This is a genomic window from Delftia sp. PX-1, assembly GCF_055797465.1.
In genome coordinates this window covers 2,066,782-2,086,666 of record NZ_CP184763.1, presented here as the reverse complement: position 1 = coordinate 2,086,666, position 19,885 = coordinate 2,066,782, and the positions used below count along the sequence as shown (strand labels likewise).

Sequence of the window (19,885 nt, the reverse complement as noted above, 5' to 3'; positions counted from 1 at the left end):
GCACCATGACGACCACGGCTTATTCCCATCTGGCGGACGCACAGGCCAGCGAGTTCGAGCAAAGCGCGCTGTTCCTCGACCTGAAGAACCGCACGCACGAGCATTTGCTCAGCCGCATCGAGGAGCTGGGCGCCGAGTTCGGCCGCTGGTCGCAGGCTGCCATCGCGCAGTTCGTGCTGATGGAGCTGGACAGCTTCATCCGCCTGCACTCCGTGCCCGTCAACGAGCAGGAAGCGCTGCAGGTGGCGCGCGCCCTCACGCGCGAACTCACGGGACTGGGACCGCTGCAGCCGCTGCTGGAGGACCCCCGGGTCGAGGACATCCTCATCAACGGCCATGGCAACATCTACGTCTCGCGCGGCGGCGTGCTGCAGCGCGAGACCCTGCACTTCAAGGACGACGAGCATGTGCTGCGCATCGTGCGCCGCATCCTGGCGCCGCTGGGCCGGCGTCTCGATGAATCCAGCCCCATGGTCGATGCCCGCCTGCCCGATGGCGGGCGCATCAACGTCATCATCGAGCCGCTGTCCATCGACGGCCCCTCGGTCTCCATCCGCAAGTTCCGCAAGGACCCGCTGACGCCTTCCGAGCTGGTGCAGCTGGGCACCTTCAACCACGACATCTGCCGCATCCTGGAGATGGCCGTGCAGGCGCGCTGCAACATCCTGGTCAGCGGCGGCACCAGCTCGGGCAAGACCTCGCTGCTCAACGCGCTGGCCAGCTTCATCCCCTCCAGCGAGCGTATCGTCTCCATCGAGGACACGGCCGAGCTGGCCCTCAACCACAACCATGTGGTGCGGCTGGAAAGCCGCCCCGGCGGCTTCGACGGCTCGGGCCACGTCAGCATCCGCGACCTGCTGCGCAACAGCCTGCGCATGCGGCCCGACCGCATCATCGTCGGCGAAGTGCGCGGCGGCGAAGTGCTGGAGCTGCTGCAGGCCATGAACACCGGCCATGACGGCTCCATGGGCACCATCCACGCCAGCTCGCCGCGCGAGTGCCTGTACCGGGCCGAGATGCTGGCAGGCTTTGCGGGCTTCCAGGGCAGCGAGGTCAGCCTGCGCCGCCAGATCGCCAATGCCGTGGACTTCATCGTGCAGATCGGCCGCCTGTCCAACGGCCGCCGGCGCCTGCTGTCGCTGACCGAGGTCACGGGCATGACCGACAACATGATCTCCATGCAGGAGCTGTACCGCTACGAGCCCCAGGTGGGCGGCGACGGGCAGGAAATCGACCACTGGGTCTCGCTGGGCATCTCGCCCCACTCGCCCAAGCTGCTGAGCTGGTGGCGCTCGCAGCAGCAGGCCGGCAGCGGAGGCGTGCGATGACAGGCCTGGCACCCGTCATCCTCATCCTCGGCGCGCTGGCCTGCCTGCTGCTGGCACTGGCGCTGTGGGTGATCATGCGCGGGCGCCGCAAGGAGCATGAGCAGTCGATAAAGCTGCACCTGCAGCGCAGCGTCGAAGGCCACAGGGAGGCGATTGCGCCCGCGCTTGCCATGGCCGAGCCTGTCTACAAGCCCGCCGCGCCGCAGCCTGCGCCGGCGCCTGCCGCGGTGCAATGGCTGAACCAGCGCCTGGGCATCCAGTCCTGGGGCATCTCATCCAACACCCTGGCCCTGTTCGCCATCACCGGCCTGGTCCTGGCCCTGCTGGCTGCCAGCCAGGCAGGAGCGGCGGCAGGGCTGGTGGTGGCCGTGCTCTATGCCGTGCTTCTGGGCCTGGGCATCTGGCGGCGGCAGGCCAAGCGCCGCGAAAGGCTGCTGCAGCAGCTGCCCGGCTTCCTGGACAACATGGTCCGCCTGATCTCCATCGGCAACTCGCCCCATGCAGCCTTCCAGATGGCGCTGAACAACGTCCCCGATCCGCTGGGCGATGCCCTGCAGCAGGCGGCGGCCATGCTCAGTGCCTCGCCCGATCTGGGGCAGGCCATGGGCCAGCTCGAGCGCAACTGGCGCCTGCCCGAATTCGGCCTGCTGGCCGCCGTGTTCCGCATGAGCGTGCGCTATGGCGGCCGCGCCGACCTGGTGCTCGAGCGCGTGTCGGCCTACATCCGCGACCGCCAGTCCGCCGAGCGCGAACTGCATGCGCTGTCCTCCGAGATCCGCATGTCGGCCTGGGTGCTGGCCCTGCTGCCCCTGGTGGTGGGGACGCTGATCATGGTGATCAACCGGGGCTATTTCATGCGCATGTGGAACGACGACAGCGGCCAGACCATGGTCCTGGTCGCCGCCGCCCTGGAAGCCCTGGGCGCCTTTCTCCTGTACCGGCTGGCCAAGCTGAGGTGAACCCATGACAGCACAGGCACAAGCACACGCCCGCCCACCCGTCTGCGCAAGGAGCCACGCATGAACACGCAGCAACTGTGGATCGCCAGCATCGGCCTGGGCGCTCTGGGATTGGTGCTGTGGGCGTCCACCCTGGTGTGGAGGCTGTGGCGCTCGGCACGCGCCTCCAGCCAGGTCGCCAGGATCCTGCAGGCGCGCGACTCGGCATCGACCACGAAGGCGGCCACGAAGAGCGCCATGCAGGCCAACGACGCGCAACTGCTCAACCCGCTGTCCATCAACGTGCGTTCGTCCGATTCCCCGCAGGCGGTGGCGGCCAACCTGCCGCCACCGGCCTGGCTGCAATGGGGCGTGGCCAAGGCCCTGCTGGCCGATGAGGACCGCAAGCTGCTGGACCAGGCCGGCGTGGGCACGCGCAACGGCAGCATGGCCTATGTGGCCAGCCGCATGGTGCTGTGCGTGGTCCTGCCCCTGCTGGCGCTGGGTGTGCTGCGCCCCGGCGAGAACGCTGCGCTGGTCTACGGCTTTGTAGGAGTGAGCCTGGGGCTCATGCTTCCCAAGTGGTTTCTGCGCTCGCGGGCCAAGGGCCGGCGCGAGCAGGTGGTCGAGGAACTGCCGCTGTTCGTGGACCTGCTGAGACTGCTGCAGGGCGTGGGCCTGAGCGTGGACCAGAGCCTGCAGATCCTGGCCTCGGAGTTCAAGGGCGTGCTGCGCGTCATCAGCGGCGAGCTGGCCCTGGCCAACCAGCTCTACAACACCGGCCGCACGCGCGAGCAGTCCTTCCAGCGCATGGTCAACATGAGCGCGGACGACGACATGAGCGCCATCGTCAACCTGCTGGTGCAGGTGGACAAGCATGGCGGCGCCGTGCAGGAGCCGCTCAAGGAATTCAGCATCCGGCTGCGCGAAAAGCGCCAGGCCAGCTTCAAGGAAAAGATAGGTTCCATCACCGTCAAGATGACGGGCGTCATGGTCCTCACGCTTTTGCCCGCCCTGCTGGTCATCACGGCGGGCCCCGGTTTCCTGGCCGTGATCAGGGCATTGACCACCATGGGAGGACGCTAGGCATGAAACACCACAAAGGCACCCCCGCCGGGCGGACGCCAGCGCTGACAGCACTGACAGCGCGGACAGCCCTGGCTCCCCTGGCCATGGCCCTGGCCCTGGCCGGCTGCGCCGGCAAAGGGCCGCAAGGCTACGGCGCCACCTCTTCGCAGCAGGAGACCGCAGCCCAGGCACAGCAGCAGCTGCAAAACGCCCAGCAGGCCACCCAGGTCGACAACGCCCAGACCTATCTGGACCTGATCACGCAGATGCAGCAGGCCGGCCAGTGGTATGCATCGCTGGCGCATACCGAGGCCTTCGAGCAGCAATACGGCACGCAACCGGAATCGCGCCTGATGCGGGCCGACGCGCTGCGCAACACCGGCCAGGCCGAGCAGGCCCGGCTGGCCTACCAGGCGCTGCTGCAGGGCGCCACCACGGCACGCGCGCGGCGCGGCCTGGGCCTGCTGCACGCAAGCCAGGGCGAGTATGGCCAGGCCGTGGAACAGCTGGAGAAGGCGCGCCAGCTCAATCCCATAGACGCCAACGTGCTCAGCGACCTGGCCTACGCCCACATGCTCGACGGCCAGCTGGCCGCCGCGCAGATGCCCATCATGCAGGCCTCGCAGCTGGCCCCGGCCAACGCGCGGGTGCAGCTGAACATGGCGCTGTTCTGGCTGGCCAGCGGCAACGAGACCCAGGCCTCCCAGCTGCTGCGCCAGCTGGCGCAGCCCCAGGCCAAGGGCGCCCTGCCCATGATCGACCAGACCTCGCTGCAGACCCTGCAGTCCCAGCTGGCCAGCGTGAACGAGGCGGTGCGCCTGCGCGGCGGCCAACTGTCCGCAGCGCCCGCGCCCGGGACCCGGCAGGCACGGGGCGTGGAGCCCGTGCCCAGGCCCGCCACCGACGCGAGCGCCCTGCCGGCCGGCATCACCCGGCGCATTCTTCTGTCCGAGCCGTCCGGCGCCGCTGGCGCAGCACCGGCCTCGCCACTTTGAGGACCACGACATGCCAGACACACACCGCATGCATTTGCCCCGCCGCGCAGCCGCCGCAGCGCTGGCGCCCTGGCTGCCGGCTGCCGGCCTGGCCCTGACACTGGCCCTGACCCATACGACCCCGGCACACGCCCAGGCCTTTGGCGAAGTGCAGAGCCCGCCCGAGCAGGTGGATGCACGGCCCCATGTGTCCGCCGAGCCCTCCACCGACTCCATCCTGGCCGGCTACACGCTCTACACCAACCCCGATGGAACCGTGATGTACGTGCCCCGGCGCGAGATCGACATCGGCGGCGGCACCCTGCGGCTGTTGGGAATGCAGCACAGCCAGCCGGGCCAGCGTGCCCGCCCCATCGACGGCGAGCAGGCGCGGCGCAGCTATGCGCGCTACCTCAAGAGCTTCGAGACGGAAATCCCCGCCTTGTACAAGACCGGCGTCGAAGCCGGCGGCAAGAACTGAGCCCGCCCCGGCCAGCAGCTTGAGGAACGACCATGATCCGGCGCCCACTCCGCGCTCACCGCCCCCACCGGCCTGCCAGCCTGCGGCAGCGGGGGGTGTACGCGCTGGAGTGGGCCATCATCTTCCCGGTGTTCTTCGCCCTGCTGTACGCCTGCATCAGCTACGGGCTGGCGTTCCTGGTGCGCGAATCCATGCAGGCCGCCGCCGAGGACGCCGCGCGGGCCACGCTGCGCTACCAGACCAGCCGCAGTGCCCGCCTGGACGCAGCCCGCAGCCTGGTGCAGCAGCGGCTGGACTGGCTGCCTGCCGACCTGAGGCCCACGGCAGGCAGCATCGACGTGCGCATCTGCAGGCTGCAAAACAGCGAGCTGTGCTCGGCCACGCTGACCTGCGGCGTGCTGGTGGCCGAACGCTGCATGGTGCGCGTGGGCTTCACCATCCCTTATGGAACCAGCCCGATAGCACCCGCCCTGCCGGGCTTCGGCCTGGTCATGCCGACGACGCTGACCGCCAGCGCCAGCATCATGGTGGACAGGGGGGGGCTATGAAGCTCCCCCTGAGTCGCTTCGCGCCTTCCCCCTCTCTCGCTTCGCGGGAGGGGGGCATCCGGGCCACCGGCGACACCCTCGGGGCGGGGCGGCGCGGCCGGCTTAGGCCCTTCCTCGGTGTCCCTGGGTTGGGGCATGCCGTGCGTGGGGCACGCCCTGCTGCATCGGCCGAGTTCATGCAGGACACCGGCGATACCTTCTCGGCAGGGCTGCGCAGGCGGCAGCGCGGCGTGGCGGCGGTGGAGTTCGCGTTGATCGCCGGGGTGATGGTGATGCTGCTGATGGGCATGTTCGTGTACTGGCGCGTGCTGCAGGCCCAGCAGTCGGTGGCGCGCGCCACGGGCGACGGCGCGCGCATGGTCCAGCATCTGGCCTTCGGCGGGATGGCTGGCTTCAATCCGGCCAAGCCGGCCGAGCGCGCCAACATCCTGCAGGCCACCACCGACGTGGTGAACCAGAGCCTGACGGCCAGCGGCATTCCGCCCGGCACGGCGCCCACCCAGGTGCAGATCGACTGGACCAGTTCCCAAGCCACGCTGAGCGTGGTGTACATGCTTCCCCCCGTGCTGGGCCAGGGCCTGCAGGTGGGCAGCCAGACCCTGGGCGAACCCACGCGCCTGGAGGCCCGCAGCCTGATCAGGCTCGCCCCCGGCAGCTAAGACAGGAGGACCAGAGCATGCTCACCCACCTCCCCGCATCCGTACGACGCCCCAGAACGCGCCGGCAAGGGCGCCGGCCAGGGCGCCGGCAAGGCGGCAGCCTGCTCGTGCAGTTCGCCCTGCTGGGCTCGGTGCTGTTCCTGCTGCTCGGCATCGTGGACCTGGGCTATATGTACTACGCCAAGCGCGACCTGCAGCGCATTGCCGATCTGGCAGCCACCCAGGCCGCCCAGACCATCAATGCCGAGCGCAGCAACCGCGCCGCCTGCGTGACGGCGGGCGAGGACAGCATCACGGCCAACTGGCCGGTTCCCCTGACCCGCAGCAGCGCCCAGACCCTGGTCAGCTGCGGCAACTGGAACCCGGCGGACCCGGCCAGGCAGTCCAGCGGCGGCCGCTTCTTCGACGCCGCCTCCGGCCCGCTCAACGCGGCGCGCGTCACGGTGGGCGGCACCTCGCCCACCATCTTTCCCGGCACCTGGAGCCGCCTGGTGGTGGCCGAGGCCATTGCCATGCGCAACGACTCGGTGGCGTCCTTCCAGGTGGGCTCGCAGCTGCTGCGCTTCAACAAGGACACGCCGCTGGGCGGGCTGCTGGGCCTGGTGGGGCTGGACGTGGGCATGCTGACCCTGCTGGACTCCAAGGGCCTGGCCGACGCCAAGATCAGCCCGGCCGGCCTGCTCAAGGCCCTGGGCGTGAACCTGGGCATAGAGCAGCTGCGCGCGCTGTCGCCCGAGGGCCTGGCCAACATCGCCAGCGTCACCCTGCTGAACGTGATCGACGCCTCCATCAGCGCCATCACCGACAACGCGCTGGCCGTGCAGCTCAACGCGCTCAAGACCCAGATCATCAACGCGGGGCTGAGCACCATCAAGATCCCGCTGGGCAGCCTGGATGACCAGAAGGGCCTGTTCGCCTTCCTGGGCGCCGGCCGCACCGATCCGCTGAACGCGGCCATGGACGTGCAGCTAGGCATCGGCGACGTGCTCAAGACCGCCATCGCCATCGGCGCCAACGGCCATGCGCTGCAGGCCAACCAGCTCGATGTGGCCGGCCTCATCAAGGCCCAGCTGACCATCGTGCAGCCGCCCACCATTGCCGTGGGCCCCGTCGGCACGCAGGGCTACAGCGCGCAGATCCGGCTGAACCTGAACGTGGACACCGACCAGCTGCTGGGCGGCGCGCTCAAATGGCTGGTCAAGGACATCCTGGGCACCCAGGTCAAGCTGCCCATTGCCGTGGACATCACCAACGCCACGGGCACGCTGACGGCGCTGCAGTGCAGCGCCAGCCCGCAGACCATGGACCTGTCGGTCAAGTCCTCCATCCTCAACGCCTGCGTGGGCAAGATGGACCCGGCCAACAAGCAAAGCTGCGAGAAGGGCCTGCAGGACGAGCAGCTCATCACCCTTCTGCACCTGCCCGTGCTGACCGGCAAGCTGTGGGTGCCGGCCCTGGAGTACACCGACTCCACCACGGGCCTGGGCATGGAGCCGGGCTACGAAGATCCGGCCGACCCCAACTGGTCCAAGACCAACCGCTCCACGCAGGTGAACCAGCTGGCGCTGGGCGACACGGTCGACAACATCGTCACGGGCCTGCTCAACCTGCTCAGCGGCCTGCTGCAGCCGCCGGGCACCACGCCCACCGACATCACCACGCGGCTGCTGGGCTCCTATCTGGACGCCTCCATGGTGAACGGGCTCTACAACGTGACCAGCCTCACCAACCTGCTGCTCAACGGGCGCGGCGTGGCCAGCGACAAGGACTACATGCCGCCGCTGCTCACCTCCAACTTCACGTTCAACAACGCCATCGCCAAGTCCTGCCTGCTGGTGGCCTGCCCGTCCTCCACCTGGAACAGCGGCACGTTCTCGGCAGCCCTCAACTCCTACACCAGCGTGCCCGGCGGCCTGCTGGATGTGCTGGGCATCTCCACCTACGACAACGGCTACCAGAGCTGCGCGGGCCTGCTCAGCTCGCTGCTCAACTGGAACGGCTGCGTCAAGCACAACGTGACCAAGCTGCTGACCTCGCACCCGCAGTACCTGTACGCGATCAACGCCAACAGCCCCGAGATCCAGTCCCTGCTCAACCGCGACGAAAACCTCACCTGCACCGGCGCCCTGTGCACCCTGCTCAAGCCGATGATCACCGGCGTGCTCAAGCCCATCCTCAATGGCGTGGGCGGGCTGCTGACCACGGTGCTCAAGGACACGCTGGGCCTGGAGGTGGGCCGCACCGACATCAAGGCCCTGTCCATCGGCTGCGACACGGCGCAACTGGTTTTTTGAACTGCACAGGCCATCCAATCCATGAATCGACAACGAGGGAATGCAACGTGAATCTGGACGAGCTCGTCATCTATGTCTGGGAAGGCCAGGCCGACATCGCCGAGCGGGTGGAGCGCTGCGTGCTCAACCTGGGCGTGGACGTGGTGCGCGCCGACGGGCTGACCCTGCCCGCCGACACCAGCGAGCTGGGCAATGCGATCGCGGTGGTCAGCGTCTCGGTGCTGGAGGGCGCGCGCTTCACGCGCCAAGGCGTGGAGGGCACCTTCGGCATGCCCGTGCTGTGGGTCAGCGCCAAGCAGCGCGACGCCAACGCCGGCACCTATGCCATGGAGTACTCGCATGTGCTGCCCTTCGACTTCACGGGGGCCGAGCTGCGGGCCATGCTGGTGCGCATCCTGCGGCGCATGCAGAGCAACCAGCGCCAGGTGCAGCGCTCGGAGGACATCATCGCCGTGGCCGACTGCATGCAGCGCCTGCTGCGCGACGTGGACACCTTTGCCGACTGCGAGCACAGCGTGCTCATCATCGGCGAGACCGGCGTGGGCAAGGAGCGCATTGCCGAGCGGCTGCACGAGCGCAACAACCGCTACGGCCAGGGCCCCTTCGTGGTGGTCAACTGCGGCGCCATCCCGGACGGGCTGTTCGAGTCCCTGTTCTTCGGCCACGCCAAGGGCTCGTTCACGGGCGCGGTCAATGCCCACAAGGGCTATCTGGAGCAGGCCAACGGCGGCACGCTGTTCCTGGACGAGATCGCGGACCTGCCGCTGTACCAGCAGGTCAAGCTGCTGCGCGTGCTGGAAGAGCGCGCCATCACGCGGCTGGGGTCGGCCGCCGCCGTGCGGCTGGATTTCCGGCTGGTGGCGGCCACCAACAAGCCGCTGCGCGGGCTGGTGCGCGAGGGACGCTTCCGGGCCGACCTGTTCTTCCGCCTGGCCGTGATCGAGCTGCAGATCCCCAGCCTGGAGGAGCGCGGCGAGGCCGACAAGCTGGCCATCTTCCACGCCATCCTGCACAAGGTGGTGGGCGAGGCCACGATGAAGGAGCTGGGCGAGCCGCCCTTCTTCATCCTCGACGCCGTGGCCCAGATGTACTTCCCCGGCAATGTGCGCGAGCTGCGCAACCTGGCCGAGCGCATCGGCGTGGCCGCCCGCCAGACGCGCGACTGGAACGCCGACGGCGCCACGCAGCGCATCCTGCAGCACGCCCAGGCCCTGTCGGCCACCACCTTCCCGCCGGACGCCGGCGCCGCCGAGCCCCTGCTGGCCGACCGCAGCAACTGGGACATGGACGAGCGCAACCGCATCATCGCGGCGCTCAACACCAATGACTGGAAGCGCCAGAACACGGCCCAGCACCTGGGCATCAGCCGCAAGGTGCTCTGGGAAAAGATGCGCAAGTACCAGATCAGCGACGGCGAGCCCGAAGTGCCCGTGCCGGGCTGAGCACGCCCTCCGACACATCCCATCCCCCCACGCCATGGAGACTTCCACGAACATGCAGGACAAGCCGGTCATCATCTTCGTCAGCGCCGTCTACCCCAGCCAGTACAGCCTGCTGTGCAGCCACCTTCGCGCCAGCGGCGCGGCCGACAGCTGGTTCATGACCATGCCCGGCCATGCCGAGAACTACGCCAGCCAGTGCGACCACCTGCTGTCGTTCCGGCCCGATGGCGACATCGTCGGCCCGCAAAGCTACTACTACTCCAGCAAGGTGGAGCGCTCGGCGCGCATAGGCCGCGGCCTGCTGCAGGGCCTGCAGGCCTTCGAGAAGGAAAAGGGCAAGCGCATCGACGTGGTGGTCGCCCACTCGCTGTGGGCCGCGCCCAACCTGCTGTACGGCGAGATCGATGCCGCCATCGTCAGCTACATCGAATTCCCCAGCTACCGCGTGCACGGCAACGAGCCCGACTACCCGCCCGACCTGTCCCAGCGCCTGGCCGACCGCAACATGGAAATGCTGCACTACCACCAGGTGCTGTGCAGCGACCTGACCATCGCGCCCAGCGCCCATGCGCGCTCGCTGTTCCCGCCGCTGCTGCAGGAGCGCGTGGCCGTGCAGTTCGAGGGCTTCGACATCCAGGCCCCTGACGAGCAGGCCGAGCCGGTGCCGCGCCAGGACGCGCGCTTCACCGTGGCCTTCTCATCGCGCGACCTGTCCAGCTCCAAGGGCTTCGAGACCTTCATGCGCCTGGTCGACCGCCTGGTGCGCGAGGGCGATGGCCAGCAGATGCGCTTCATCGCCCTGGGCGACCCCACGGCCGTGACCTACGGTTACGAACAGCAATGGGTGGAGCGCCGCTACCAGGGCAAGGTGGCCAGTTTCCGCGACCATCTGCTGCAGATCCACCCGGCCGCACAGGTGGTGGAGTTCCCGGGCAAGCTGCCGTACGACGAGTTCGCGCGCACCCTGGCCTCGGTGGACCTGTTCCTCTACCCGCTGCGCTACGGCGTGGCCAACTGGGGCCTGATGGAGATCCTGGCGCGCGGCGGCTGCGTGATCGGCTCGAACTGGGGCTTTGTGCCGGAGCTGGTGCAAAACGACGTCAACGGCCTGCTGCTGCCCGACAGCGACGACGCCTGGATCGGCGCCATCCGCCAGCTGCGCGACGACCCGGCCCGGCGCCAGCGCTACAGCCGGGCCGCGCGCGAGACGGGCAAGCGCTTTCACATCTCCAACGTGGCACCGCGCTTCATGGACCTGTTCCGCCTGGCCATGGCGCGGCGCAGGGCGAGCCCGCTGATGCTGGAGTGAGGTGCAATGCGGGCCGGGCCCGGCCTGCGTTCAGGTGCGGGCCCTTGCGCGCCTAGGCGGCGGACAGCGCCGATGCAGGGGCCCCGACAGCCCCGACAGCGCCGACGGCCCCGACAGCCCCGCCGTCGGCAGCCGAAAGAGCCGTCACACGGTCCATGCCACTCCAGCTCAGGGCCATGCTCAGTGCCATGTCCAGCGCGTCGCCCTCCTGCGCCTCGGACGCCTGCAGCACCTCCAGCACATCGGCAACGCACACCACCTGGTCGAGCAGCCCATGCAGCGATGGCCGAGCTATGAAAAACCCCTGCACGCCATGCGCCCCCGCAAGCGCCACGGCCTCCATGCCCTGGGCGGACTCCACGCCTTCCACGATCACGCAGGCGCCGCGGTCGGCGCACAGGCTGATCAGGCCCTGCAGCATCCGGGCCGACGGCCGGGCCTGCAGGCTCTGGTCCAGCACGGACTTGTCGATCTTGACGATGTTGGCGCGCAGCTTGCCCAGGATGTCCAGGCCGCCGCGCCGGGGAACGATATCGTCCAGCGCCACGCGCACGCCCAGGATCTGCAGGTGCCGCACCAGGCCCAGCGCGGCCTTCTCGCAGGGGAAGACACCGGTCTCGGTGATCTCCAGCACCAGGCGCTGGGCGATCTCGGGCCGCTCCTCCAGATAGTCGAACACGCCTTCCCACCAGGCCTCGTCGCAGAACGAGGCGGCCGACAGATTGCAGCCCAGGCTGTGGCCGGTCTTCATCTCCAGCGCCCCTATCACCGACCACAGCACGCTGCGATCCAGCCGCGCGGCCAGGCCCAGCCGCTCCAGCGCCTCGATGGCATGGGGCACGGCATAGTTGTCGTAGGCAGAGAACACGCTGCGGCGCAGCAGGCACTCGTGGTAAAGCGTGCGGCCCGTGCCGGCCCCACTGCCTCCCCCTGCCATGCCCCCGGGCTCCAGCAGCGTCACGGGCTGGAATGCCAGCGCCAGATGGCCCAGCCGCAGATCGTCCAGCAGGCGGCCCGCCAGCTGCATGTCGGCCTGGTAGCCCTTGATGAGCCTGGCGGGCATTCTGCGCACCGCCATGTCCTGGCCGCCCGCCGTGGCGTGGCCCTTGCCGCGTATCTCGTGCAGCCCCGCGAAGGAGACGCAGCCCAGCGCCTGCACCTCGGCCCGCAGATAGGCCTGGCGCGAGCCGTGCACCACGGGCTCGCTCGCCAGGGCGGACTCCAGCGCATGCATCCAGCCATGCCGGGCATGATGGCCGGGCAGCACCGTGTCGGCCAGCGTGCGGGGGTCGAACCCGCGAACCAGCAGCGTATCGCCCGCGCGCTCCAGCGATTGGGCATCGATGCCCAGGCCCTTGAGCCGGTCCATGCAGGCCTGCATGGCCTCGTCGCAGAAACCGTTGCCATAGACGCTGCGCCAGGCCTGCAGGGGCGGCAGCCAGATGGCCAGATCCAGGGGCATGTCGCTGTGCGAGGGTTCGATGATGTCGTGCATGGTGAGCGCCTTCGTTCAACGGCCTGCAATGGGTTGTGAATAGCAGTGAAATCCGATCGCCCTGCGCCCCCGGCCGGCCGGCCCGCCGCCGAGCATGCCGGCATCCACGGCCGACAGCGCCAGGTCCACATGGCCGGCCACCAGGTCAAAGACCACCGAGCAGGCATCCGCCTTGCGGCTGAAATACGCCAGCGTGGCATCCGTTCCGCCGGCAAAGCTGCCCAGCAGCGCCTGCCCGTCCTGCTCCTGGAACACCGCCTGCGCGCTGCCCTGCTGCGGCACGATGACCCGGTCGCCCTGCTGCAGCAAGGCGCCGGCCTGCGCCACGATCACATCGCTGCGCCGCACGATGCGCACGCCCTCGCTCACCCGCGTGAGCAGCGCCACCGGCGCCGCCTGCGCCACCTGCGCATGGGGGCTTCCGTCGCCCGCCTCGCGCGCAGCGGTGCGCGGCACGGCGGCAGACGCAAACGACGCGGGCACGTTCAACGGCTTGCTGCGCGCCCTTTCCGGGTAGGCGCGCAGTCGCGGCAGGGGCATGCCTGCAAACGACAACGAGACAGCGGCCATGGTTTCTCCTCCGAAAGACAGCGATCAATGGGGCGGCCGGCGCAGCACACGGTTTTCCAGACACTGCGACAAGCTTTTTGCATCCTGTTGCAACAAGCGTGCCATGGGCCTGGACGTCTTCATCCAACGCAAAGCCATCTGTAACCTATTGATTTATTTGGGCACCCAAGCACAGCCACCACCGTGTCACCCCGCAGCGTTACGGGCGATGTCACGTAACGCCGGCACGCCACGGCGTTACTTTCACGGCGGCTGCGCAGGACGACGCTGCCCTGGCTGCCAGGCGCGGCCCCCCTTTCGGTGTATGTTCCAGCGCATCACTTCAGGAGCCGGCCCTGTCCCCGCAAAAGTCCATCCAACGGGATCTGGTGATCCTCTGGCTCACCATCTCGGCCGTCGCCCTGGTGCTGGCGTGGCTGCTGTTGCTGTTGACCCGGCAGGGCACCGAACCGCAGATTGCCCGCGCCCGCGACGCCGCAGGCGTCAGCTGCAGCGCGCTGCAGGCCGGGGCCGCGCGCATGGGGCTGGCGGGGCTGACGGCAGATACGCCATCTGCCCAGGCCCGGTCCGCCGCGCAGGCCGTGCTGGACCTGGCGCTGCGCGAGCGCCCGGGCATGGAGGGCGGCTTCTGGCGCGAGGGCCCCGGCGTGGTGGCCTATGCGTTTCCCACCTATGACGGCTCGGGCATCAAGCGCGATGCGCCCAGTGCGGAGATGGAGCGCATCGCCTCCACCGCCCAGCGCGCAAGGGACAGCGCCGGGCTGGTGACCGACCTGCGCCCCGGCCTGCGCGAGGCGGTGGTCTTTGCCGCCTGCCCGGCCCAGGCCGATGCGTCCGCCCTGGTGGCCTGGACGCTGATGCGCGTCCCCCTGATCAGCGCCGACGTGGTCAACCCCCTCATCCTTGCCGTCAGCCTGCTGCTGGGCATGGTCCTGGTCTCGGGCCTGTGGCTGGGCAGAATGCTGCGGCGCTGGCAGCGGCAGTCGGCACAGATGGAGCAGCAACTGCTCGGCGCCGAACGGCTGGCCACCCTGGGCCGGCTGTCGGCCGGCCTGGCGCACGAGATCCGCAACCCGCTGGGCACCATGCGCATGAAGGCCGAGAACGCCCTGGCCGCGCCCGAGCCACTGCGGCAGGCCCGCAGCCAGGGCGCCCTGGAGGCCGTGCTGGCACAGACCGCGCGCCTGGAAGACCTGGTATCGAGCCTGCTGGCCTTGACCCAGCCCTTCCGCGTGCACCCGGAGCCCGTGGACCTGCAGCAGCTGCTGGACGAAAGGCTCCAGGCCCATGCAGAAATGGCCCAGGCCAGCGGCGTGCAGCTGGCAACGGCGGTGTCCGCCGGCCTTGCCCGGGACCTGCGGGAAGGGCGCCGCCCGCTGCTGGACCCCGCACAGATGGCCCGCGCGCTGGACAATCTGCTGCTCAACGCCCTGGCGCACACGGCGGACGGCGGCCGGGTGGAACTGGGCGCGGACCGGGACGCCAAAGGCTGCCTGCGGCTGTGGATTGCCGATGACGGCACCGGCATCGCGGCCGAACTGCGCGACACGCTGTTCGAGCCCTTCACCACCGCACGCCCCGGCGGCACCGGACTGGGATTGGCGCTGGTGCGCGAAATCGTCCAGGCCCACGGCGGCCGGATCGCCCTGGCCAAGACTGCACAAGGCAAGACTGCACAAGGCACCCGCATAGAAATGGAATTTCCATGGCCCGCATCCTGATCGTGGACGACGACACGGCCTTCCGTGAAAGCCTGGCCGAGATGCTCGGCGACCTGGGCCATGGGGTCAGCCAGGCCCCGACCGTGGCGGCGGGGCTGCAGATCCTGCAGGCCGGGTCCGTGGATGCGGCCATCGTGGACCTGCGCATGCCGGGCGAGGACGGCCTGGCCTTCCTGCGCAAGGCCCGCGGCCTCTCGCGGGCGCCCTGCATCATGCTCACGGCCTACGCCAGCGGCGGCAACACCATCGAGGCCATGCGCCTGGGCGCCTTCGACCACCTGACCAAACCCATCGCCCGCACCGCCCTGGTTGAGGCCCTGGACCGCGCGCTGCAAGGCGCAGGGCCGGCCCAGGACTCCGGGGACGGCCAAGCCGGCCAGCCGCAGATGCATGACGATGGTGAACTGGTCAGCGGCAGCGAGGCCATGCGGCAGGTCTTCAAGCGCATCGGCCTGGCGGCGGACAGCGACGCCACCGTGCTGGTGCTGGGCGAGACCGGCACGGGCAAGGAACTGGTGGCACGCGCCCTGCACCGCAACAGCGCCCGGGCGGAACGCCCCTTCGTGGCCGTCAACTGCGCCGCCATTCCGGCAGACCTGATGGAAAGCGAACTCTTCGGCCATGTGAAGGGCGCCTTCACGGGCGCCGTCAGCGACCGCGCAGGGCGCTTTCGCGAGGCGCAGGGCGGCACGCTGTTCCTCGATGAAGTGGGCGACATGCCGCTGCCCACGCAGGCCAAGATCCTCCGGGCGCTGCAGGAGCGCGAAATCACGCCCGTGGGCGCCAGCCGGGCGCTGCCCGTGAACGTGCGCATCATCGCGGCCACGCACCGCGACCTGCCGGACGCCGTCAGGCAGGGGCGCTTTCGCGAGGATCTCTGGTACCGGCTCCAGGTCGTGCCCGTGCACCTGCCGCCGCTGCGCGAGCGCCTGGGCGACGTGCTGCTGCTGGCCGAGCATTTCCTGCGCCAAGGCGGCGGCGCCTCGCCCAAGAGCCTGGGGGCCGACGCCGCGCGCCTGCTGCTGGCGCACGACTGGCCCGGCAACGTGCGCGAGCTGCGCAACGCCATGGAGCGCGCGGCCCTGCTGTGCCCCGGGCCGGTCATCGGGCCCGAGCACATCGGCCTGCAGCCTGCGGCGGCGAACGGCCCCGCCATCGACTGGAACGGGCCGCTGGCCCCCGCCGTCGCCCAGCTGGAACGTGAAATGGTCACGCGCGCCCTGGCCGCAACCATGGGCAACCGTGCCGAGGCCGCGCGCCGCCTGGGACTGTCGCGCCAGCAGCTGTACCGCAAGCTGGCGGAGTTCGGGCTGGGTTGAGGCAGCAGCGGGCACAGGCGCCGCCTGCGGTGTCCGGATGGGTGACACCCCCTGTCGCCATCTCGGACACATGGCCCGCATCAGCGACCGCAAGCCCTTGATTTCATGAGGCTTCCGGATGGCATGGCGCTTGCATTGGACTGTGCATGTCCATCGCCAACCCAGGAGCCATCATGACCCGTCTCACCCTTTCTTCCGCCGCCCTGTGGCTGGGTGCCAGCGCACTGAACGCGCATGCCGCCCCGCCCCTGCCTGCCCACGGCCCTGGCGCGCCCCACGCGGCCATGCCGCACGCGCAGGCCGTGCTCGAGAGCCCAGTCGCCCGGCTGCTCACCAACCCTTACGGGGAAGTGGACGGGCTGCGCCTGAACGACGGCACGGTGGTCCGGTTCCCGCCCCACATGGCCGATGCGCTGACGACCGCCGTGAAGGTGGGCGACACGGTGCGCATCATCGGCCGCAGCGAAGCCGGTGGTGCGGTCAAGGCCGACGCCATCGTGAACACCGCCACCGGCCAGACCGTGTATGACCAGCCACCGGAGCCCGGCCGCGCCCGCCCCATGCCCCCGCACCTGCGCATGGCCGGACTGCAGACGCAGCAGGCCCAGGGCCGCATCGAGGCCGTTCTCACCGGCCCGCGCGGCGATGCCAACGGCGTCATCCTGTCCGACGGCGCCATCGTGCGCTTTGCCCCCCATGCGCTGCAGCAGCCGTTGCAGCAGGGCCAGCTTCTTGCCGCCTCGGGCCTGGGCACGCGCAACGCGCACGGCACCTCGCTGGAGGCCATCAGCATGGGTGCCAGCCTGTCGGACCTGCAGCCGCTGTACGACCGCGCGCGCTGACGCCACCGCCCGGCCCCCGGGGCCGGGCGGGTTCCTGCCCCTTCCTGGTTTCCTGCTTTCCTGCTTCCCTGCTGCCCTGCTCTCCCGCTTTCACCGAACCCGCCATGTCCCCCAAGATCGCCCCCGTCCTGCTGCTGCTGATCTCCAACATCTTCATGACCTTCGCCTGGTACGGGCACCTGAAGTTCGAGAACCGGCCGCTGTACCTCGTCATCCTGGTGAGCTGGCTGATCGCGCTGGCCGAGTACTGCTTCGCCGTGCCTGCCAACCGGCTCGGCCATGAGGTCTACAGCGCGGCCGAGCTCAAGACCATCCAGGAGGTGATCACGCTGGTGGTGTTCGCCGTCTTCTCCGTGCTCTACCTGGGCGAGAAGCTCACCCTCAACCACCTGGTGGGCTTCGGCTTCATCTGCCTGGGCGCCTTCTTCGTGTTCAAGGGCCCCTTGCGCTAAAGGAAGCCGCCATGCACCGCACACACCACCATGCGCGGCGCTGGCTGCCGGGGCTCCACTTCTTCCTGGCCGATGTGCGCGACGGCCTGGGCCCCTTCCTGGGCATCTTCCTGCTCGCCCAGGGCTGGCGGCTGGACGACATCGGCTACGTCATGGCCCTGGGCGGCATCACGGGCATGCTGGCCACCACGCCGCTGGGCGCGCTCGTCGATGCCTCGCGCCGCAAGCGCAGGCTGCTGGCAGCGGCCATCGCCCTGCTGCTGGCGGGCAACCTGGCCATCTGGACCGCACCATCGCTGGCCGTGACGGCGGCATCGCAGGTCATCACCGGCGTGGTCGCGGCCTTGATCGCCCCCTGCCTGCTGGGCATCACGCTGCAGATCACCGGCCATGCGGACCTGCCCCGGCAACTGGGCATCAACGAAGCCTGGAACCACGCCGGCAACGTGGCCACGGCCGCACTGGCGGGGGCCATGGGCCTGCGCTGGGGACTGCCTTCCGTCTTCGTGCTCATGGCCCTGATGGGCTGCGCCTCGCTGGCCTGCCTGGCGCTGATGCGGCTGGATGAAACCCCGCAAGGCACGCCGCACCCAGAGCAGGCCGGGCCTTGCGCACCCGGCCTGATGCACGTGCTCACGGGCACGCCGGCGCTGCGGGTGCTGGCCGTGGCCATGCTGCTGTTCCACCTGGGCAATGCCGCCATGCTGCCGCTGCTGGGCCAGGCCGCCGTGGCGCGCGGCCATGCCAACCCCAGCGGCTTCACGGCGCTGACCATCATCGTGGCGCAACTGGTCATGATCCCCATGGCCCTGCTCGCCGGGCGCCACGCCCAGCGCAGCGGCTACTGGCTGCTGGTCAAGGCGGCCCTGCTGTCGCTGCCGCTGCGCGGCCTGGTCGCCGCCACCTGGGACTCCGACTGGGCGCTGATCCCCGTGCAGGTGCTGGACGGCGTGGGCGCCGGGCTGCTGGGCGTTGCCCTGCCGGGCCTGGTCGCGCAGACGCTGCGCGGCACCGGCCACGTCAACGCAGGCCTGGGCGCCGTGATGACGCTGCAGGGCCTGGGCGCGGCCGCCAGCCCGGCACTGGCGGGCTGGATCGCGCAGCGCTTCGGCTTTGATGCGGCCTTTCTTTCGCTGGGCGGCATCGCGGTGCTGGCGCTGGCGCTGTGCTGGTTCGGCGCACCGTCCGAACACCGGGCGGCCCGTCTCCAGCCCAAGGCCTGAGGACCGGCAGGGCACGGCTCACTTTCGGAGCACCTGGACACATTTGGAGGCCTGGAAACATAGGAGAATTCCTAGGACCCGAACCAGAACCCGCGCCATTGCGGACTTGCCTCCCTGCGGCCAGCGCCTGCCGCCCCCGAATGACAGTCAAGAACAAGAAGCCTTCCGCGCGCAAGCGCAGTTCCTCCCCCGCCTCCAAGAAGAAAGCCTCCGGCCGCAGCGGACTGTGGCGCTCCGTGATCGCCGCCGTGGTCGCGGCAGCGGGCACCTTCCAGATCGCCAGCTGCAGCCTGGACCCGAACTGGCATCCCAAGCTGCCCGAGCCGCCCCTGCTGTCCACCCTGCCCATCCCCGGGCTGGAGCACCTGCGCAAGCAGCCGGAGACAGGTTCGGGCACGGCCTCCGGTGGTGGCAGCCCGCCTGCCGGCAGCCTGGCCACGGGCTTTTCGCACTGCCGCGATTTCTTCCCCGGTGGCGAGCCCCCTGCCCTGCAGGTCCAGCCCCTTCAGCGCGAGCTGTGCTTCAGCGCCTTCGCCGTGCTGCACAGCGGACAGACCAAGACGCCCGTCTTCGTGGTGGAGCGCCTGAACCGCCAGTTGCTGGAGCAGGGCCAGGGCCTCAAGCGCAGCGACAAGTTCTATGCCGATGCCCGCCTGCCCCGCGCCGAGCGTGCCGAACTGGACGACTACCGCCGCTCCGGCTACTCGCGCGGCCACATGGCGCCGGCCGGCGACATGTACTCGCCCGAGGCCATGGCCCAGAGCTTCAGCCTGGCCAACATGGTTCCCCAGGACCAGACCCACAACGGCGGCGTCTGGAGCAAGGTCGAGCAGGACACGCGCCGCTACGCCCAGCGCGCCAAGGGCGATGTCTACGTCTTCACCGGGCCGGTGTTCGACGGCCAGCCGCTGACCATCGGGCCGGGCAAGGTCCATGTGCCCAGCCATATCTTCAAGCTGGTCTACGACGCGAGCACGGGGCGTGCCTGGGCGCACTGGCAGGCCAATAGCCCGGATACGCGGATGAGTGCGCCCATCAGTTATGAGGAGTTCACTCGGAGGACGGGGATGCCGTTGTTGGCGGGGGTGATGAGGGGGCGGGGTTAGTGCCCCTCGCAGGCTTCTGGCGTGGGCCAGGGGGCTGTTTCTTGCCCCTGCCGGGGGGTTGTTTTTCGAGGCCGGGTTTCGGCCCGGCGGCCGACTGCCCTTTCTTGATTCGCCAA

The 19,885-nt window shown here is 69.5% G+C and carries 18 protein-coding genes; 16 read left to right on the top strand and 2 right to left on the bottom strand.

Going from position 1 to position 19,885, the window contains the following annotated elements:
- The first annotated feature begins 5 nt into the window (after window positions 1-5).
- The 10 genes from ACN20X_RS09700 to ACN20X_RS09655 all read left to right on the top strand — a co-directional run bounded on the left by ACN20X_RS09700 (window position 6) and on the right by ACN20X_RS09655 (window position 11,041).
- Window positions 6-1,328: a CpaF family protein gene (locus tag ACN20X_RS09700; RefSeq protein ID WP_016450674.1), complete on the top strand. Its 1,323-nt coding sequence runs from the start codon at window positions 6-8 to the stop codon at window positions 1,326-1,328.
- A complete protein-coding gene (locus ACN20X_RS09695) occupies window positions 1,325-2,287 on the top strand; it encodes a type II secretion system F family protein (RefSeq protein ID WP_016450673.1) in 963 nt (320 codons plus the stop codon). Before ACN20X_RS09700 ends, ACN20X_RS09695 begins: the two co-directional genes overlap by 4 nt.
- A gap of 60 nt (window positions 2,288-2,347) precedes the next feature.
- Entirely contained in the window at window positions 2,348-3,352 is a 1,005-nt protein-coding gene (locus ACN20X_RS09690; protein WP_016450672.1) for a type II secretion system F family protein, read from the top strand.
- A 2-nt stretch (window positions 3,353-3,354) separates the two neighbouring features.
- A complete protein-coding gene (locus ACN20X_RS09685) occupies window positions 3,355-4,329 on the top strand; it encodes a tetratricopeptide repeat protein (protein ID WP_046239030.1) in 975 nt (324 codons plus the stop codon).
- A gap of 10 nt (window positions 4,330-4,339) precedes the next feature.
- Window positions 4,340-4,789: a DUF3613 domain-containing protein gene (locus ACN20X_RS09680; protein ID WP_016454534.1), complete on the top strand. Its 450-nt coding sequence runs from the start codon at window positions 4,340-4,342 to the stop codon at window positions 4,787-4,789.
- Between the two features lie 32 nt (window positions 4,790-4,821).
- The gene (locus ACN20X_RS09675; protein WP_016450346.1) at window positions 4,822-5,337 is read left to right on the top strand and encodes a TadE/TadG family type IV pilus assembly protein; all 516 of its coding nucleotides are present in this window, start codon (window positions 4,822-4,824) and stop codon (window positions 5,335-5,337) included.
- A gap of 140 nt (window positions 5,338-5,477) precedes the next feature.
- A complete protein-coding gene (locus ACN20X_RS09670) occupies window positions 5,478-5,996 on the top strand; it encodes a TadE/TadG family type IV pilus assembly protein (protein WP_473210539.1) in 519 nt (172 codons plus the stop codon).
- A 17-nt stretch (window positions 5,997-6,013) separates the two neighbouring features.
- A complete protein-coding gene (locus ACN20X_RS09665) occupies window positions 6,014-8,290 on the top strand; it encodes a TadG family pilus assembly protein (protein ID WP_473210538.1) in 2,277 nt (758 codons plus the stop codon).
- Between the two features lie 47 nt (window positions 8,291-8,337).
- Window positions 8,338-9,732: a sigma 54-interacting transcriptional regulator gene (locus tag ACN20X_RS09660; RefSeq protein WP_016450343.1), complete on the top strand. Its 1,395-nt coding sequence runs from the start codon at window positions 8,338-8,340 to the stop codon at window positions 9,730-9,732.
- 34 nt (window positions 9,733-9,766) lie between these two features.
- Window positions 9,767-11,041, top strand: a complete 1,275-nt coding sequence (locus tag ACN20X_RS09655; protein WP_016450342.1) for a glycosyltransferase — start codon at window positions 9,767-9,769, stop codon at window positions 11,039-11,041.
- Between the two features lie 52 nt (window positions 11,042-11,093).
- Here ACN20X_RS09655 and ACN20X_RS09650 read toward each other — a convergent pair whose 3' ends face one another.
- Complete coding sequence (locus ACN20X_RS09650) at window positions 11,094-12,536, bottom strand: EAL domain-containing protein (RefSeq protein ID WP_473210537.1); 1,443 nt, start codon at window positions 12,534-12,536, stop codon at window positions 11,094-11,096.
- A gap of 15 nt (window positions 12,537-12,551) precedes the next feature.
- Entirely contained in the window at window positions 12,552-13,106 is a 555-nt protein-coding gene (locus ACN20X_RS09645) for a hypothetical protein (RefSeq protein ID WP_043792335.1), read from the bottom strand.
- A gap of 368 nt (window positions 13,107-13,474) precedes the next feature.
- Here ACN20X_RS09645 and ACN20X_RS09640 point away from each other — a divergent pair, with 368 nt between their 5' ends.
- The 6 genes from ACN20X_RS09640 to ACN20X_RS09615 all read left to right on the top strand — a co-directional run bounded on the left by ACN20X_RS09640 (window position 13,475) and on the right by ACN20X_RS09615 (window position 19,769).
- Entirely contained in the window at window positions 13,475-14,827 is a 1,353-nt protein-coding gene (locus ACN20X_RS09640) for a sensor histidine kinase (RefSeq protein ID WP_126313049.1), read from the top strand.
- Window positions 14,812-16,146 (top strand): sigma-54-dependent transcriptional regulator, encoded by a 1,335-nt coding sequence (locus tag ACN20X_RS09635; RefSeq protein ID WP_473210536.1) that lies wholly within the window; start codon window positions 14,812-14,814, stop codon window positions 16,144-16,146. Before ACN20X_RS09640 ends, ACN20X_RS09635 begins: the two co-directional genes overlap by 16 nt.
- A 173-nt stretch (window positions 16,147-16,319) precedes the next feature.
- Window positions 16,320-16,988 (top strand): hypothetical protein, encoded by a 669-nt coding sequence (locus ACN20X_RS09630; RefSeq protein ID WP_047326122.1) that lies wholly within the window; start codon window positions 16,320-16,322, stop codon window positions 16,986-16,988.
- A gap of 104 nt (window positions 16,989-17,092) precedes the next feature.
- On the top strand, window positions 17,093-17,440 hold the full coding sequence (locus ACN20X_RS09625; protein WP_126313046.1) for a DMT family protein: 348 nt from the start codon (window positions 17,093-17,095) through the stop codon (window positions 17,438-17,440).
- 11 nt (window positions 17,441-17,451) lie between these two features.
- Window positions 17,452-18,663 (top strand): MFS transporter, encoded by a 1,212-nt coding sequence (locus ACN20X_RS09620; protein WP_126313045.1) that lies wholly within the window; start codon window positions 17,452-17,454, stop codon window positions 18,661-18,663.
- A 140-nt stretch (window positions 18,664-18,803) separates the two neighbouring features.
- Window positions 18,804-19,769 (top strand): DNA/RNA non-specific endonuclease, encoded by a 966-nt coding sequence (locus ACN20X_RS09615; protein ID WP_016450334.1) that lies wholly within the window; start codon window positions 18,804-18,806, stop codon window positions 19,767-19,769.
- Window positions 19,770-19,885: the final 116 nt, after the last annotated feature.